The 16,115-nt window shown below is 73.8% G+C and carries 17 protein-coding genes and 2 pseudogenes; 7 read left to right on the top strand and 12 right to left on the bottom strand.

The window, feature by feature from the left end:
* Positions 1–62 precede the first annotated feature (62 nt).
* The 4 genes and pseudogenes from ABZ716_RS13395 to sigE all read right to left on the bottom strand — a co-directional run bounded on the left by ABZ716_RS13395 (position 63) and on the right by sigE (position 3,433).
* Positions 63–512 (bottom strand): sec-independent translocase, encoded by a 450-nt coding sequence (locus ABZ716_RS13395; protein WP_351882907.1) that lies wholly within the window; start codon positions 510–512, stop codon positions 63–65.
* 137 nt (positions 513–649) lie between these two features.
* Positions 650–1,735: pseudogene (locus tag ABZ716_RS13390) on the bottom strand (trypsin-like peptidase domain-containing protein); the annotation flags it as partial.
* 445 nt (positions 1,736–2,180) lie between these two features.
* Positions 2,181–2,657, bottom strand: a pseudogene (locus tag ABZ716_RS13385) (zf-HC2 domain-containing protein); the annotation flags it as partial.
* Positions 2,654–3,433 carry an RNA polymerase sigma factor SigE gene (gene sigE, locus ABZ716_RS13380; protein ID WP_351882911.1) on the bottom strand — a complete coding sequence of 260 codons (780 nt, stop codon included), beginning with the start codon at positions 3,431–3,433 and terminating at the stop codon, positions 2,654–2,656. The pseudogene ABZ716_RS13385 and the gene sigE, both read right to left, overlap by 4 nt.
* A gap of 166 nt (positions 3,434–3,599) precedes the next feature.
* On the opposite strand from sigE, the gene ABZ716_RS13375 reads away from it, so the two are divergent.
* A complete protein-coding gene (locus tag ABZ716_RS13375; RefSeq protein WP_351882913.1) occupies positions 3,600–4,262 on the top strand; it encodes a class I SAM-dependent methyltransferase in 663 nt (220 codons plus the stop codon).
* Between the two features lie 89 nt (positions 4,263–4,351).
* Here the strand turns inward: ABZ716_RS13375 and ABZ716_RS13370 are convergent, their stop codons facing one another.
* Positions 4,352–4,519, bottom strand: coding sequence for a DUF3117 domain-containing protein (locus tag ABZ716_RS13370; protein WP_003966491.1), 168 nt, complete (start codon positions 4,517–4,519; stop codon positions 4,352–4,354).
* Between the two features lie 332 nt (positions 4,520–4,851).
* Here ABZ716_RS13370 and ABZ716_RS13365 point away from each other — a divergent pair, with 332 nt between their 5' ends.
* Positions 4,852–5,655: an enoyl-CoA hydratase-related protein gene (locus ABZ716_RS13365; RefSeq protein ID WP_358958694.1), complete on the top strand. Its 804-nt coding sequence runs from the start codon at positions 4,852–4,854 to the stop codon at positions 5,653–5,655.
* A gap of 16 nt (positions 5,656–5,671) precedes the next feature.
* Here the strand turns inward: ABZ716_RS13365 and ABZ716_RS13360 are convergent, their stop codons facing one another.
* Positions 5,672–6,253: a DNA-3-methyladenine glycosylase I gene (locus ABZ716_RS13360; protein WP_358958691.1), complete on the bottom strand. Its 582-nt coding sequence runs from the start codon at positions 6,251–6,253 to the stop codon at positions 5,672–5,674.
* Positions 6,250–6,633 (bottom strand): DivIVA domain-containing protein, encoded by a 384-nt coding sequence (locus ABZ716_RS13355; RefSeq protein WP_358958689.1) that lies wholly within the window; start codon positions 6,631–6,633, stop codon positions 6,250–6,252. Before ABZ716_RS13355 ends, ABZ716_RS13360 begins: the two co-directional genes overlap by 4 nt.
* 76 nt (positions 6,634–6,709) lie before the next feature.
* Between ABZ716_RS13355 and folP the strand changes: the two genes are divergently transcribed.
* A complete protein-coding gene (gene folP, locus ABZ716_RS13350; protein WP_358811037.1) occupies positions 6,710–7,570 on the top strand; it encodes a dihydropteroate synthase in 861 nt (286 codons plus the stop codon).
* 62 nt (positions 7,571–7,632) lie between these two features.
* Here folP and ABZ716_RS13345 read toward each other — a convergent pair whose 3' ends face one another.
* Together ABZ716_RS13345 and dapE are read right to left on the bottom strand one after the other, a co-directional pair.
* Complete coding sequence (locus ABZ716_RS13345) at positions 7,633–8,391, bottom strand: TIGR00730 family Rossman fold protein (RefSeq protein ID WP_358811038.1); 759 nt, start codon at positions 8,389–8,391, stop codon at positions 7,633–7,635.
* A gap of 64 nt (positions 8,392–8,455) precedes the next feature.
* On the bottom strand, positions 8,456–9,535 hold the full coding sequence (dapE, locus tag ABZ716_RS13340) for a succinyl-diaminopimelate desuccinylase (RefSeq protein WP_358958687.1): 1,080 nt from the start codon (positions 9,533–9,535) through the stop codon (positions 8,456–8,458).
* Positions 9,536–9,612: 77 nt separating this feature from the next.
* On the opposite strand from dapE, the gene ABZ716_RS13335 reads away from it, so the two are divergent.
* Both ABZ716_RS13335 and ABZ716_RS13330 read left to right on the top strand, forming a co-directional pair.
* Positions 9,613–10,713: a hypothetical protein gene (locus tag ABZ716_RS13335; protein WP_358811193.1), complete on the top strand. Its 1,101-nt coding sequence runs from the start codon at positions 9,613–9,615 to the stop codon at positions 10,711–10,713.
* A 268-nt stretch (positions 10,714–10,981) separates the two neighbouring features.
* On the top strand, positions 10,982–11,341 hold the full coding sequence (locus ABZ716_RS13330; protein ID WP_358958685.1) for an ATP-binding protein: 360 nt from the start codon (positions 10,982–10,984) through the stop codon (positions 11,339–11,341).
* Between the two features lie 76 nt (positions 11,342–11,417).
* Here ABZ716_RS13330 and dapC read toward each other — a convergent pair whose 3' ends face one another.
* Positions 11,418–12,512 carry a succinyldiaminopimelate transaminase gene (gene dapC, locus ABZ716_RS13325; protein ID WP_358811041.1) on the bottom strand — a complete coding sequence of 365 codons (1,095 nt, stop codon included), beginning with the start codon at positions 12,510–12,512 and terminating at the stop codon, positions 11,418–11,420.
* Positions 12,513–12,629: 117 nt separating this feature from the next.
* Positions 12,630–12,959 (bottom strand): ferredoxin, encoded by a 330-nt coding sequence (fdxA, locus tag ABZ716_RS13320; RefSeq protein WP_030011906.1) that lies wholly within the window; start codon positions 12,957–12,959, stop codon positions 12,630–12,632.
* Between the two features lie 116 nt (positions 12,960–13,075).
* Between fdxA and ABZ716_RS13315 the strand changes: the two genes are divergently transcribed.
* Positions 13,076–14,065 (top strand): GNAT family N-acetyltransferase, encoded by a 990-nt coding sequence (locus tag ABZ716_RS13315; RefSeq protein WP_358958682.1) that lies wholly within the window; start codon positions 13,076–13,078, stop codon positions 14,063–14,065.
* Complete coding sequence (locus ABZ716_RS13310; protein ID WP_358811043.1) at positions 14,062–14,853, top strand: transglutaminase-like domain-containing protein; 792 nt, start codon at positions 14,062–14,064, stop codon at positions 14,851–14,853. Before ABZ716_RS13315 ends, ABZ716_RS13310 begins: the two co-directional genes overlap by 4 nt.
* Here the strand turns inward: ABZ716_RS13310 and ABZ716_RS13305 are convergent.
* Positions 14,846–16,099 carry an MFS transporter gene (locus ABZ716_RS13305; protein WP_358958679.1) on the bottom strand — a complete coding sequence of 418 codons (1,254 nt, stop codon included), beginning with the start codon at positions 16,097–16,099 and terminating at the stop codon, positions 14,846–14,848. The genes ABZ716_RS13310 and ABZ716_RS13305 overlap by 8 nt on opposite strands.
* Positions 16,100–16,115: the final 16 nt, after the last annotated feature.

Below are 16,115 nucleotides of genomic sequence, written 5' to 3'. Positions count from 1 at the left end.
GCTTCCGTGGGATCCGGATGGAGGATAGCCATCCGGCCCCGGATCGCCGGGCAGGCTGCCGCTCAGGTGGCGTCGGCGTCGAAGGGCGTACGGGGCTCAGGGGCCGGTGCGGCGGGCTTCTTCAGCAGATCCGGACCGGCTCCGGCGGCGGGCGTGGCGGACGCCGGGGCGGCGGTGGGCGCGGGCCCGGTCTCGCGGCTGTTGACCGCGTCGGTGACCTCGTTCAGCTCCTTGCGGAGGTCGAAGCTGGTGCGCAGCTCCTGGAGGTCCTCGTTCTCGGCGAGCTGCTTGCGCAGGAAGGTCTTCGGGTTGAGGTCCTCGAACTCGAAGTCCTTGAACTCGGGGCCGAGTTCGGAGCGGATGTCCTGCTTGGCGCTGTCCGAGAACGCGCGGATCTTGCGGATGAAGCCGGAGACGTCCTGGATGACCTTCGGGAGCTTGTCCGGCCCGAAGATGAGGATGGCGAGCACCACGATGGTGACGAGTTCGAGTGCGCCTATGTCGTTGAACACCTTGCCGCTCCTCGGCTCTCTCACTTCCGGCCCGGTCCAACGGTACCCGGCGATCCCGGCCCTCCCCTACGCCGGTGCGGACCCTTCGCCGGATTCACCCGGCCGTCGCCCCCCGTTCGCCCGGTGGACGCCTGCCCTCAGGAGCCGCTGGCCGAGCCGAGGACCACGTCCAGGGTGCGTTCGCGGCCCTCGCGCAGCACGGTCAGGGCGAGGCGGTCGCCGGGCCGGTGGGCCCGGATCTTGATGATCAGCTCGTCGCCGCCGTGGACGCGGACCCCGTCCACCTTGGTGATCACGTCGCCGGGGCGGACGCCTGCGCGGGCGCCGGGGCCGTCGGCGGTCACGGCGGCCTTGCCGTCCGCGCCCTTGGTGTCGACCCGGGCTCCGTCGCCGGTGTACTGCATGTCCAAGGTGACCCCGATGACGGGGTGGGTGGCGTGGCCGGTGCGGATGAGTTCCTCCGCGACGCGCTTGCCCTGGTTGACGGGGATGGCGAAGCCGAGGCCGATGCTGCCGCTCTGGCGGGTGCGGTCGCCGTCGTCCTCGCCCTTGTCGGCGCCGCGGATGGCGCTGTTGATGCCGATGACGTGGGCGCGGGAGTCCAGGAGCGGGCCGCCGGAGTTGCCCGGGTTGATGGGGGCGTCGGTCTGGAGGGCGTCGACGTAGCTGACGTCACTGCCGCCGCCCTTGTCGCCGCCCTTGTCGCCGCCCGCCGTGATGGGGCGGCCGGTGGCGCTGATGATGCCCGCGGTGACGGTGTTGGAGAGGTCGAAGGGGGCGCCGATGGCGACGACGGGGTCTCCGACGCGGACGTTCTCGGAGTTCCCGAGGGCCAGGGGGTGCAGGCCGCGGACGCCGGTGACCTTGACGACGGCCAGGTCGTAGCCGCTGTCGCGGCCGACCAGCTCGGCGGTGACGCTGTCGCCGGTGCTGAAGGTGACCGTTATGTCCTTGGCGTCGGCCACGACGTGGTTGTTGGTGAGGATGTGGCCCTGTTCGTCCAGGACGAAGCCGGTGCCGGTGCCGCTGCCCTCGCCGCCGCTGACGTGCAGGGTGACGACACCGGGCAGGGCGGTGGCCGCGATGCCGGCCACGCTGTCGGGGGCCCGGCCCCTGTTGTCCACGGCCGCCTGCGGAAGCTCCAGGCGGGTGCCGGTGCGGCGCTCGGCGAGGATGCCCAGCCATCCGCCGACACCTCCGGCGAGGAGCGCGATCACCACCCCGAACACCGCCAGCTGCCACCCCGACGGGCCGCCCCGGCGCGGCGCCCCCTGGTCGTCCGCCACCTGGAGCGGCTGAACGGCCCAGGGGTCGTACCGCACCGCCGGCGGGGCCTCGGGCACGGCTTCCCGCCCCGCCCCGGGTGCGGGGGTGGGGGCTGGGTCGGTGTTGGGACTGTCGGGCATGGTCGCTCCCCCGCGGGCCTGGCGCACCGCGGGGCGGCGCGTGTGCCGCAGATTCAACCAGGTACCGGTCACCGGCGCTGGCCCCGGGGCGGGGTGGTCAGCGGGACAGGGAGGCCGGTACGGCGGAGACCGGGGGCGAGGAGACGGGCGGGGGCAGGGGGGCGGAGGGGGTGAGGGTGCGGACGGCGTCGGGCAGGGGCAGCAGGTCGCGGACGGCGGCGTCGGTCAGGGGGACCGACGGGCCGGGCCGGGAGGCCGGCGCCTCGCCCCGGGCGTTCGGCTCGATGGCGTCCAGCGGGAGCGCGCCGCCCAGCGCGATCGCGGCCAGCGACACGGCCCCGGCCGCGACGAAGGCGAGCCGGCGTCTGGGGCGCCCCACCTCATGGATCGGGAACCCCTGGCGCGCGGCGGGCGGCGGGGCGTAACCGAAGGCGGCGAAAGGGTCGCCTCCAGGGCCGCCAGGCGCGGCGGAGCCGCCCGGGCCGGCGGGTCCCTCGGGAGCGGCGCCCGGCAGGCCCTGCAGCCGGGCCAGCAGTCCGGCGGAAAGCGGCGGCGGGGCGCTCTCCACGAACAGGCTCTTCACCCGTCGCTGCGCATCGGCCTCGGCCTTGCATTTGGCGCAGGTCGCCAGATGGGCCAGCACCCGCTCGCGGGCGTCGTGCTTCAGCTCCCCGTCCACCAGGGCGGCGAGCCGGTCGCCCAGGTGCTGTTCGGCGGGGGACGGACTGACTCCGCTCACTCCGGTCCGCCCTCTCCCCCGGCGCCGGGGGCACCCACCGCCACGCCCGCCAGCGCACGCTGCCCCGCCCGGGCTTCGGGCGAGCGGTGCTTGAGCGCCTTGCGCAGGTGCGAGCGGCCGCGGTGGATGCGGCTGCGGACGGTGCCGAGCTTCACGCCGAGGGTGGCGGCGATCTCCTCGTAGGACAGGCCCTCGATGTCGCAGAGCACCACGGCGGCACGGAACTCGGGCGCGAGGGTGTCCAGCGCCTGCTGCACGTCGGCGTCGAAGTGGGTGTCGTGCAGCACTTGCTGCGGGGACGGCTCACGGCTCGGCAGCCGCTCGGCGGCGTCGTCGCCGAGCGCGTCGAAGCGGATCCGCTGCTTGCGGCGGACCATGTCCAGGAAGAGGTTGGTGGTGATGCGGTGCAGCCAGCCCTCGAAGGTGCCGGGCGTGTACGTGGACAGGGAGCGGAAGACGCGGACGAAGACCTCCTGCGTCAGGTCCTCGGCGTCGTGCTGGTTGCCCGTCAGGCGGTAGGCGAGGCGGTAGACCCGCGCGCTGTGCGTGCTGACGATCTCCTCCCAGGTGGGAGGGGTCCACGCCTGGGAGCCCGCATCGGCGGCAAAGGTCGCGGTGGTCGCGGTGTGGGCGGTGTGGAAACGGTCAGCGGTGTAGGTCACGGATTTCGGCTCACCCGCCGACCAGAGGAGACGTCTGAGGACGCCGCCACGATCCACAGGCGCAGCCGCACCTCCCCTGTCGGCTCTGGTGGTGTCCAGTGGAGCCCCTACCATAGCCACCCCTCCCGTCAGCTCTGGATAAGCATTTTTGCAGTTTCTTTGCCCGGGACTCGGGTCCGCGCCGCCGATCTGCCCGCCGGCGTCCCCTCCATCCCGCCTCTCACCCTCCCAACGCCCGGTCCCATCTGCGGGTTCCCGACGTCAGCGGATACAGTCACCGTTGCGCCAACTATGGGGACAGGAGAGGGTCATTACCGGCAACCGGCAGACGAGCTGGGCGTTCGCCGACGCGTTTGTCGCCGAGGACGACGCTCTGCGATGGGCCCGCGACCGGTCCAGGGAAGCGGGCCTGCGCCCCGTCTCCCCCGGTACCGGGGCCGCGCTGCGTCTGCTCGCCGCCACCGCGGACGCCAAGGCGGTCGCCGAGATCGGCACCGGGACCGGGGTCTCCGGCATCCACCTGCTGCACGGGATGCGGCCGGACGGCGTGCTGACCACGGTCGACCCCGAGCCGGACCGGCAGGCATTCGCCCGACAGGCGTTCCGCGCCGCCGGCTTCGCGGGGAACCGGGCCCGGTTCATCCCGGGGCGCGCCCTGGACGTGCTGCCCCGGCTCGCCGACGGCGGGTACGACCTCGTGTTCTGCGACGGGGACCCCACCGAGTCGCTGGACTACCTCGCGGAATCGTTGCGTCTGCTGCGGCCGGGTGGGCTGGTGTGCTTCGAGGGGGTCTTCTCGGACGGGCGTACGGTCGACTCCGCCGCGCAGCCGGTGGAGGTCCTGCGGGTGCGGGAGCTGCTGCGCAGCGTCCGCGAGAGCCCGGCGCTGGAGTCCGCGCTGCTGCCGGTGGGCGACGGCCTGCTGTGCGCGGTGCGGCGGTAGCCGCCGCCCTCCCCGAGGGCCCCGGACGAAGAACACCGCCCCGCCGCTGGAGAGCGGCGGGGCGGTGTGGGGTTCTGTGGCGTCGAGTGTCAGCCGACGACCTTCTTCAGGGCGTCACCCAGGGCGTCCGCCTCGTCCGGAGTCAGCTCGACGACAAGCCGACCGCCGCCTTCGAGCGGTACGCGCATGACGATGCCTCGCCCCTCCTTGGTGACCTCGAGCGGGCCGTCGCCCGTCCGCGGCTTCATGGCCGCCATGCTCGTTCCCCTTCCTGAAACCAGCTCATCGTCAGCCGACGGCCCCGTTCAGGCGCCTAATACCCGGCATCGAACACATTGCTTCCCAGCCATTATCCCGCATGTCAGGACCCGATGACCAACATCGGCAGGGAACGCTTGGGCAACGCGCTCGGCCAAAACCACTCATTTCGGGGATCCGCCTGCGATACTTCGCCGCCGCTCCCGGGGAAGTGGCTCCGCTTCGTTTGACGCACATCACATGCCCGGCGGTGGTCGCGTCCGCCATGCTGACCCTTGGACCGGCCGGTACCGGCCGGTAGCCACACCCGCGACGAAGGGGGACCCCCGCCATGGCCGACAGCGTGCTCTACGAAGTGACCGACGGACTCGCGAAGGTCACGATCAACCGGCCCGACGCGATGAACGCCATGAACACGGAGGCCAAGGTCGCCCTGCGCGACGCCGTGCAGGCGGCGGCCGCCGACCCGGCCGTGCGGGCGGTCCTGCTGACCGCCTCCGGCACCCGGGCCTTCTGCGTGGGCCAGGACCTCAAGGAGCACATCGGCAACCTGGCGGCGGACCGCGAGAGCGGCTCGCGGCTCACCATGACCACCGTCTCCGAGCACTACAACCCGATCGTGCGGGCCCTGACCGAGATGCCCAAGCCCGTGGTGGCCGGGGTCAACGGTGTCGCGGCCGGGGCGGGCTTCGGGTTCGCGCTGGCGGCGGACTTCCGCGTGGTCGCCGACACCGCCTCCTTCAACACCTCCTTCGCCGGTGTCGCGCTGACCGCCGACTCCGGGGTCTCCTGGACGCTGCCCCGGCTGATCGGCGCCTCCCGCGCCGGCGACCTGCTGCTGTTCCCCCGCTCGGTCAAGGCGCAGGAGGCGTACGAGCTGGGCATCGCCAACCGTCTGGTCCCGGCGGACTCCCTGCACGCCGAGGCCGAGGCGGTGGCCCGGGCCCTCGCCTCCGGCCCGACGGTGGCCTACGCCGCCCTGAAGGAGTCCCTCGCGTACGGGGCCTCGCACTCCCTGTCCGAGGCCCTGGAGCGCGAGGACGTCCTCCAGACCCGTGCGGGCGCCTCCGAGGACCACTCCATCGCCGTCCAGGCGTTCCTCGCCAAGCAGCCCCCCGCGTACCTGGGCCGCTGAGCGGACACCTCCGCCGTCACGCCTCGCGGGCGACGCAGCCCGCGAGGTGGTCGTCGACCAGGCCGCACGCCTGCATCAGCGCGTAGGCCGTGGTGGGCCCGACGAAACGGATGCCCGCCTTCTTGAGGGCCTTGGCCAGGGCCGTGGACTCCGGGGTGACCGCCGGCACCTCGCCGGTGTTCCTGGGGGCCCGTCCCCGCTCCTGCGGGGCGTGGGACCAGATCAGCGCGTCCAGTTCGCCGGGCTGCCAGCCGGCCAGCACCTTGGCGTTGGCCAGGGTGGCCTCGATCTTGGCGCGGTTGCGGATGATCCCCTCGTCGGCGAGGAGCCGCTCGGCGTCGGCCGGGCCGAACTGGGCGACCGCCGCGATCCGGAAGTCGCAGAACGCCTTGCGGAAGCCCTCGCGCCGGCGCAGGATCGTCAGCCACGACAGCCCCGACTGGAACGCCTCCAGGCACAGCCGCTCGTACAGGGCGTCGTCGCCGTGGACGGGCTTGCCCCATTCGGTGTCGTGGTAGGTGACGTAGTCCTCGGTGGCCAGCCCCCACGGGCAGCGCAGGGCGCCGTCCGGTCCGGCCAGCAGTCCGCCGCCGCTCACCGCTCGTCCTTGCCGAGGTCGACCCGGTCCCCGGGAGCCTCGGCCGGGGCGGTGGCCGGGGCCGTGGCCTGCGCCTGGGTGGCCGCCGGGGTGCGCGCCGCCGTCAGCTCCGCGATGCGCGCGTCCCGCTCGGCGAGCTCGGCCGCCAGGCGGTCGAGGACGTCGTCCACCTCGGCCATCCGGTAACCGCGCGGGGCGATCGGCAGCCGCAGCGCGTCGATGTCCTCCCGGACCACCGGACGGGTCTCCGGCAGGGCGTCGGCCACCCGGTCGGGCTCGGCCTCGGGCAGGACGGCCTCCGCCCCTCCGCCGACCACCGCGAGGGTGACCGCGGCCACGACCACGACCAGCGCGATCAGCAAGAACCAGAACACGATCAACTCCCCTGAGAGACTCCGGCCACCAGGTTAAGGTCGCAGACGAGGCGCGAGGGTCGCCGAAGGAGGAAAGAACGGGATGCTGCGACTGGGCAGGCGCGAGTTCGACACCCACGAGCCGGTGATCATGGCCATCGTGAACCGGACCCCGGACTCCTTCTACGACCGGGGCGCCACCTTCCGCGACGGGCCCGCGCTGGACCGGGTCGAGCAGGCCGTGGCCGAGGGCGCGGCCGTCATCGACATCGGCGGGGTCAAGGCGGGCCCGGGCGAGCACGTGGACGCCGCGGAGGAGGCCCGCCGTACGGTCGGCTTCGTGGCGCAGGTGCGCCGCCGCCACCCGGACGTGGTGATCAGCGTGGACACCTGGCGGCACGAGGTCGGCGAGGCCGTCTGCGAGGCCGGGGCGGACCTGCTGAACGACGCCTGGGGCGGGGTGGACCCCAAGCTGGCGGAGGTCGCGGCGCGCTACGGCGCGGGGATCGTCTGCACCCACGCGGGCGGGGTCGAGCCGCGTACCCGGCCGCACCGCACCTCGTACGAGGACGTCATGGAGGACATCCTGCGCGTCACGGTCGGGCTCGCGGAGCGGGCCGAGGCCCTCGGCGTGCCCCGGGAGTCGATCCTGATCGACCCGGGCCACGACTTCGGGAAGAACACCCGGCACTCCCTGGAGGCCACCCGCCGCCTCGCGGAGATGACCGGAACCGGTTGGCCGGTGCTGGTGTCGCTGTCCAACAAGGACTTCGTCGGGGAGACCCTGGACCGGCCGGTCAAGGAGCGGCTGCTGGGCACCCTGGCGACCACGGCCGTCTCGGCCTGGCTCGGCGCGCAGGTCTACCGGGTCCACGAGGTCGCGGAGACCCGGCAGGTCCTCGACATGGTCCGCTCCATCCAGGGGCACCGCCCGCCCGCCGTCGCCCGCCGCGGGCTGGCCTAGGCCGCCCCGCGGGACCACACCGCCGGCGGCGGTGTGGAACCCGCGCCCGGGCGGCCGGGTGCCTACTTGCCGACTTCCTTCGTCACCAGGGCGATCGCCTCGTCCACGTCGTCGGTGAGGTGGAAGAGGTGGAGGTCCTTCTCGGACGCCTTGCCCTGCGCGATGACCGTGGTGCGCAGCCAGTCGACGAGCCCGCCCCAGTACGCCGTGCCGAAGAGCACGATCGGGAACCGGGTGATCTTCTGCGTCTGCACCAGGGTCAGCGCCTCGAACATCTCGTCCAGGGTGCCGAACCCGCCGGGCAGTACGACGAAGCCCTGGCTGTACTTCACGAACATCGTCTTGCGGACGAAGAAGTACCGGAAGTTCAGCCCGAGGTCCACGTGCTGGTTGAGCCCCTGTTCGAAGGGGAGCTCGATGCCGAGGCCGACCGAGATCCCGTTCGCTTCGCGGGCGCCCTTGTTGGCCGCCTCCATCGCGCCCGGGCCGCCGCCGGTGATGACGGCGAACCCGGCCTCGACGAGCGCGCTGCCGATCCGTACGCCCGCCTCGTACTCCGGGGAGCCCACCGGGGTGCGCGCCGAGCCGAACACGCTGATCGCGGGCGGCAACTCGGCGAGCGTGCCGAAGCCCTCGATGAACTCCGACTGGATGCGCAGGACCCGCCAGGGATCGGTGTGCACCCACTCGGAGGGGCCGGCCGAATCGAGCAGCCGCTGGTCCGTCGTGCTGCCCGCCTGCACCTGACCCCGTCTGCGCAGCACCGGCCCGAGCTGCTGCTCCTCGGGGCGCCGGGGCCCGTTGCCTTCGGAGTTGCCCATGATGTGCTCCCTCCTGCTGATCGTTGGATCAGGTTAGGCGCACAAAAGTGACGGGAGGGGGAATTTACGAGGTCAGCCAGGCGCGGAGTCGCTCCTCGCAGTGCAGGATCGCCTTGGTCTCTACGCGCTCGTCGACCTTGTGCGCGAGCAGCGCGTCACCCGGCCCGTAGTTGACGGCCGGGACGCCCAGCGCGCTGAAGCGGGAGACGTCCGTCCAGCCGAACTTGGGCATGGCGTGGCCGCCGACCGCCTCCATGAAGGCGGCGGCCGCCGGGTGGGACAGGCCGGGGAGGGCGCCGGGCGAGGAGTCGTCGACGGTGAAGGAGTCGACGCCGCAGTCCGCGAAGACCTCCTTGACGTGGGCGAGCGCGTCGGCCTCGGTGCGGTCGGGGGCGTAGCGGAAGTTGACCGTGACCGTGCAGGCGTCGGGGATCACGTTGTTGGCGACTCCGCCCTCGATCCGGACGGCGTTGAGGCCCTCGTGGTACTCCAGGCCGTCGATGACGGGCCTGCGGGGCTCGTAGGCGGCCAGCTTCGCCAGGATCGGGCTCGCGTCGTGGATGGCGTTGGAGCCCATCCAGCTGCGGGCGGAGTGGGCGCGCTCGCCGCGGGTGTGCAGCAGGACGCGCAGGGTGCCCTGGCAGCCGCCCTCGACCTCGGCGTTGGAGGGCTCCAGCAGCACCGCGAAGTCCCCGGCCAGCCAGTCGGGGTGGGCCGCGGCGACCTTGCCGAGACCGTTGAGGTCGGCGGCGACCTCCTCCTGGTCGTAGAAGACGAAGGTGAGGTCGCGGTTGGGCTCAGGTACCGTCGCGGCGATCCTCAGCTGCACGGCCAGCCCGGACTTCATGTCCGTCGTGCCGCAGCCCCACAGGACGTCGTTCTCGTCCAGGCGGGAGGGGACGTTGCCGGCGATCGGCACGGTGTCGAGGTGCCCGGCGAGGACGACGCGCTCGGCGCGGCCGAGGTGCGTACGGGCGACGACGTTGTTGCCGTATCGGTCGACGGTGAGGTGCGCGAGCCCGCGCAGGGCGTCTTCCACGAGGTCGGCGAGCACCTTCTCGTCGCCGCTCTCGGAGGGGATGTCGACGAGGCGGGCGGTCAGCCCGGCGGCGTCGAGGGTGAGGTCGAGCTCGGATTCGGACATGAACCGACCCTAACGCCCCGGGATGGGCGGGTACCGGCGGTGTCCGCTCGGTGGACGTCATATCGGCCTCCAGTACGGTGGGCCGCGTGTCCGAGACCGATCGCCCCCGTCCCCGCCGCCGCGGGCCGCTCCGCGCGGCCGTGGGCCTGGCCGTCCTGCTCGCGGTGATCGGTTACGTGCTGGTGCACCACTATTCCAACGGCGGCGTCGGCGCCCCCCGCTGCACGGTGACGGCGAAGGGCCCGGGACCGGGCGGCGCGGTCCAGACGTACGAGATGACCCCCGAACAGGCGTCGAACGCGGCGACGATAGCCGCCGTCGGGATCTCCAAGGGGCTCCCGGACCGGGCGCTGACGATCGCGCTGGCGACGGCGATGCAGGAGTCGGGGCTGCGCAACCTCGACCACGGCGACCGGGACTCCCTGGGCCTGTTCCAGCAGCGGCCCTCGCAGGGCTGGGGCACCCCCGAGCAGATCATGGACCCGGTGTACTCGGCGGGGATCTTCTACGACCGGCTGGTGGAGGTCAACGGCTACACCCGGCTGCCGCTGACGGTGGCCGCGCAGCGGGTGCAGCTCAGCGGGTTCCCGCAGGCGTACGCCAAGCACGAGCCGGACGCGACGGTCGTGACGGCCGCCTTCGGCGAGGGCGAGACCGCGGCCACCCTGACCTGCGCCGGCCCGGCCCCCCTGAAGGGGGACCCGGAGAAGGTCCGCGCGGAGCTGGGGCGGGCCTTCGGCAAGGAGGCCCTGGGCGCCGGCCGGCCCGTCCTGCACGCGGCGCCCAAGGCCGGGGCGAGCACCGCTCCCAGGCCCTCGGCGACGCCGCGCGCCACCCCGACGGCAGCGCCGAGCCCCTCGGCCGGCTCCGGCGGGGCGGCGGCGGGGCCCTCGCGGCCGGCGGCCGTCCCGGAGCCCGAGGTGGACCTGTGGCTGAAGGACGGGGGCGGCCCGGCGGAGGCGCGGCGCGGCCGGGCGATGGCGCACTGGGCGGTGGCCCGGGCGAAGGAACTGGGCATCACCCGGGTCTCGTACGACGGCTTCGCCTGGGTGGCGGGCGAGAACCGGGGCGAGTGGCGGCGCCAGGGGGCCGGCGGTGCGAAGGGCGGCGCGGCCGCCGACCCGTACGAGGCGCTCACGGGCCAGGTCCGGATCTTCCTGCCCCGCGGCAGCGGCTGAGGACCCCGGAGCAGCGCCTCCGGGGCCGTCCCGGCGACGGGACGTGATCGTTCGCGCGTGCGGGCCGTCCCCCGGAAGGGGGCGGCCGCGTACCCGTGTCCGGGGCGGCGCGGAGGGGCAGAAGCCCTGGTGGGCGCGGTCCGATGGGCTTGTCACGGAAGCCGATTAAACGATGCGTTACTGATCCTTTACCCGGGCCCTCCGCAACTCGTCACCCCCCGGGAGCGGTTGTACACGGCGTACGCAGCCGCTACCGCTTAGGAGCATCATGTCCCTCCCCCTGACCCGCCGGATCGCCCGCGCCGCGCTTCTCCTCGCAGCCGGTACCGCTCCCGTGGTCGGTGCGGCCGGCGTGGCCGGCGCCGCGGGCCTGGAGTCCGTGCCGCAGCTGGGCACGCTCGCCGCCCCGGACGCCGCCGACGCCACCGCCGCCACCGGGGCGGCCACCGGCGCGGCCGCGGACGTCGCCGGCACCGCCACCAAGGCCCTCCCCGCCGCCGCGCCCGCCTCGGACGTGGCGGGCAGCGCGGGCCAGATGCTGGGCGGGCTGCCGCTCTCGCAGCTGCCCGTGGGCCACGACCTGCCGGTCGGCGCCCTGCCGCTGGGCTCCCTGCCGCTGGGCGGCTGAGCCTTCCGCACACGCCGCAACGCCGAGGGGCCGGGAGCACACCGCTCCCGGCCCCTCGGTGCGTTCCGTGTGCGGCCTAGCCGAGGCGCTTGACCGCGGCCTCGACCCGCTCGTCGGTGGCGGTGAAGGCGACGCGGACGAACCGTGCGCCGGCCTCCCCGTAGAAGTCGCCCGGCGCCACCAGGATGCCGAGGGAGGCGAGGTGGGCGACGGTGTCCCAGCAGGGCTCGTCGCGGGTCACCCACAGGTAGAGGCTGGCCTCGCTGTGCTCGACGCGGAAGCCGTGGCCCTCCAGGGCCGTGCGCAGTGCCTCGCGGCGGGCGGCGTAGCGGCCGCGCTGCTCGGCCACGTGCGCGTCGTCGCCGAGGGCCGCGATCACCGCGGCCTGGACGGGCGCCGGGGTCATCATGCCGCCGTGCTTGCGGATCTCCAGCAGCTCGGCGAGGACGTGCTCGTCGCCGGCGATGAAGGCCGCCCGGTAGCCGGCCAGGTTGGAGCGCTTGGAGAGCGAGTGGACGGCGACGAGCCCCTCGTAGGAGCCGCCGCAGACCTCGTCGTGCAGGACGGAGACCGGCTCGGCCTCCCAGCCGAGCTCCAGGTAGCACTCGTCGCTGAAGACCAGGATCCCGTGTTCCCGGGCCCAGGCGACGATCCGGATCAGTTCCTCCTTGCCGAGGACCTTTCCGGTGGGGTTGGACGGGGAGTTGAGCCAGAGCAGCTTCAGCCCGGCCGGGTCCAGCTCCGTCGGGTCGTCGTACACCACGGGCTCGGCCCCGCACAGCCGCGCGCCGACCTCGTACGTCGGGTACGCCAGGCGCGGGTAGGCCACCTGGTCCCCGGGGCCCAGGCCCAGCTGGGTCGGCAGCCAGGCCACCAGCTCCTTGGAGCCGACGACGGGCAGGACGTTGCGGTGCCCGGCGGCGCTCGCCCCGAGCCGGCCGCGCAGCCAGCCGGTGATCGCGTCGCGCAGCGCGGGGGTGCCCCACACCGTCGGGTAGCCCGGGGAGTCGGCGGCGCCGGTCAGGGCGTCCTGGACGAGCTGCGGCACCGGGTCGACGGGCGTGCCGACGGACAGGTCGACGATGCCGTCCTCGTGGGCCGCCGCCGTCTTCTTGTACGGCTCCAGCTTGTCCCAGGGGAACGCGGGGAGACGGTCGGAAACTGCGGCCACGGTGCTCTGCTCTCTCTCAGGGGCGGGAAACGTACGGGAAACGGGCGGGAAAACGGCTCGGTCCCGCCCGGCAGCAGTGCCGTACGGGACCGAAGGGGCGCGTGTGCCGTGAAACGGTCAGTGCTCGCCGTTGATGCCGGCGGGCAGCGCGGCGACGAAGGGGTGGTCGCGCTCGATCAGACCGAGCTTGGAGGCACCACCGGGCGAGCCGAGCTCGTCGAAGAACTCGACGTTCGCCTTGTAGTAGTCCTTCCACTCCTCCGGGGTGTCATCCTCGTAGAAGATGGCCTCGACCGGGCAGACCGGCTCACACGCGCCGCAGTCGACGCACTCGTCCGGGTGGATGTACAAGGACCGCTGGCCCTCGTAGATGCAGTCGACGGGGCACTCTTCGATGCATGCCTTGTCCTTGACGTCGACACAAGGCTCCGCGATGACGTAGGTCACGCTCTCGTTCCTCCTCGGTAGGGCTGTCCATTCGCGCGGGAGCGCGGCGTCGTCGATGCCCGCACCTAGTATCTCCGTTCCCGGGCACGATCCGAACAGGAGGGGCGGACAGAGCTGTGGAAATCACTGCCGGTGGACTGCTGGAGGTCCGTATCACCCAGGCTGACGTGGGGAAACGAGTCTCTGTACGACGGGTGCTGGAGGGTGTCGGCACCTCCCCCGCCTTCGCCGACACCGTCGGTGTTCTCACATCCTGGACCGGGGGTGTGCTGACGATCACAAGGAAGGACGGGGTGTCCGTCCACATCGCGGAATCCTCGCTGGTCGCGGGCAAGGTGGTGCCGGCCGCCCCGGCCCGCCGGCGGGGTCCCGCGGCCTCCTTCGAGGAGCTGGCGCGGGTCACGGCCCGGGCCTGGCAGCCGCTGGAGAGCGAAGTCCTGGGCGAGTGGACGCTGCGGGCCGCCGGCGGGTTCACCCGGCGGGCCAACTCGGCCCTCGCCCTCGGCGACCCCGGGATACCCCTGGACGAAGCACTCGCGCGGGTGACGGCCTGGTACGCGCGACGCGCTCTGCCGGCGTACGTCCAGGCGGCGACCGGCGCGGCCGGCACCCAGGAGGTGCTCTGCGCGGAGCTGGAGGCACGCGGCTGGGTCAGGGAGGTCTCGGCGGAGGTCCGCACCGGGGGCCTGGCGCCGGTGGCCGACCGGGACGCGGACCTGTCCGGGATACGGCTGACCCGGGAGCCCGGCGAGGAGTGGCTCGGCCGCTACGGCAAGGTCCGCGACCCGGACCTGGCGCGGCGGGTGCTGGTGGAGGGGCCGTCGGTGTGGTTCGCCTCGCTGGACGGCGGGCGGGCGGTCGGCCGGTGCGTGGTCGACGGGCGCTGGGCCGGCTTCGGCGCGGTCACGGTCGCCCCGGAGGACCGCCGCGCGGGGCTCGCGACGGCGGTGATGACGGCGCTGGCCCGGCGGGCGCTGGAGGAGGGGGCCTCGGCGGCCTGGCTCCAGGTGGAGAGCGACAACGACGCCGCGCACGCCCTGTACGACGGCCTGGGCTTCGCCACGCACCACGCCTACCACCACTTCCGCGCCGGAGCCGGGGCATGAGCGCGGCCACGCGGGAGCTGTTCGCGGCGGAGGCCCGCTCCGAGCGGCCGGACCTGGCGCTGCTGTGCCTGCTGCTGGCGGCGGAGGCCGACCCGGAGCTGGACGAACGGGCCATGGACTGGGCGCAGGTGGAGCTGGACCGGCTGGCGGGGATGCTGCCGTACGGGCTGCGCGGGGCGCGGGCCTGGGCGGCGGCGGTGACGGAGCTGCTGGGCCGCCGGGCCGGCTTCCACGGCACCCCGAAGGACTACGACCGGCTGGAGTCCTCGCTGCTGCACGAGGTGCTGCGGCGCCGGCGCGGGCTGCCGATCCTGCTGTCGGTGGTGTGGATGGAGGTGGCCCGGCGTGCGGGGGCGCCGGTGTACGGGCTGGCGCTTCCGGGGCACTTCACGGTGGGCTTCGGGGACCCCGAGGAGGGGGTGGTGGTGGACCCGTTCGCGGGCGGCGCCTCGCTGGGGGCGGGTCCGGCGGAGCTGGCGCGGGGGCCGCGGACGCCCGCCCGCACCCTGGACATCGTCCTGCGGATCCTGGGGAACATCCGGGTGTGGGCGTCGGCCCGGCCGGAGCACTCGGCCGTCGCCCTGTGGTCCCTGGACCTGTCCCTGCTGCTGCCCTCGCATCCGGCGGCGCTGCGCTACGAGCGGGCCCGGCTGCTGGTGGAGCGCGGTTCCTTCCAGGAGGGCGCGGCGGAGATGGAGGGGTACGCGGTGGTCATGGACGCGGTCGACCCCGAGGCGGCGGTCCGCATCCGCGGGGAGGCCGCCGCGGCCCGCGCCCTGCTCAACTGACGGGCGCGGCGCCGGCCTCCGCCTCCGCCTCGGCCGCCGCTGCCCGCCGCTGGAGCTCGCTCAGGCGGGTGTTGCTGAGGACGGGCAGCACCAGGAAGGCGACGAGGGCGATGGCCGCGCCGCCGGCGTAGAAGGCGGCGGGGACGCCGAACGCGCCGGCCACGGCGCCGCCCGCGATACCGCCGACGGCGAAGGAGCCGATCGCGACGACCCGGTAGACGGAGGTGACCCGGCCCATCAGCTCCTGGGGCACGATCTGCTGGCGCAGGGTCACCACATGGACGGACAGGACGAGGACCACGAAGCCGTCCAGGGCCATGAGGGCGACGGTCACGGCCGGGCTGACGGCCAGGCCCAGCCCCGCCGTGCACGCCGCCGACAGCAGGCTGGTCAGCAGGATCAGCGTGCCGGGAGCGAACCGGGCGCCGACCGGGCCCGCCGCCATGCCGCCGAGGACCGCGCCGATCGCGCCGGCGGCGAGCATGACGCCGTAGCCCTGGTCGGAGACGCCCAGTTCGTCCTGCGCGAGGAGGACCAGCAGGCCGTAGCTGGCGGCGGCGGCCGCGTTGCCGACGGCGGCCATCAGGCTGAAGGCGCGCAGGAGGGGTGAGGACCAGTACCAGCGCGCGCCGACGGCGATGTCCTCGGCCACGCCGCGCACCGTGAGCGGCGCGGGGGCCGGTTCGTCCTCGCGCCGCACCGCCCGGGGGATGAGGGCCAGCAGGCCCACGGCGGCCAGGTATCCGGCCGTCCCCAGCGCGAAGGGCGCGAAGGCCGCCGCGGCGAAGAGGAAGCCGCCGAGCGGCGGCCCGGCGAACTCGTTGCAGACGACGAAGGTCGTCTGGAGGCGGCTGTTGGCCCGGGTGAGCTCCCCCGGGCCGACCAGCATCGGCACCCAGGCGGCCGACACGCTCTCGTAGAGGGTCTCCGCGGTGCCGATCGCGAAGAGGAGCACGTACAGCAGGGGCATGGACAGCGCCCCGCCCAGGACGGCCGCGGTGAGGCCGGCGAAGGCCGCGCAGCGGATCCAGTTCGCGCTCTGGGCCACCGTGCGGCGGTCCAGGCGGTCCGCGAGCGCCCCGGAGACGAAGGCCAGGACCAGCCAGGGGGCGCGCTGGGCGACGGTGACGCCCGCGATCAGGGCCGGGTCACGGGTGATGGTGGCCGCCAGCAGGGGCGCCGCGGCCAGACTCACGCCGTCCGCCAGGTTCGCGGCGGCGGTGGCCGCCCACAGTTTTCGGAACACCGGGGAAGTCTGGTCA

The sequence above is a fragment of the Streptomyces sp. NPDC006687 genome (genome assembly GCF_040636215.1).
In the GTDB taxonomy this organism is placed as follows: Bacteria; Actinomycetota; Actinomycetes; order Streptomycetales; family Streptomycetaceae; genus Streptomyces.
This window is presented reverse-complemented; position numbering and strand designations above follow the sequence as displayed.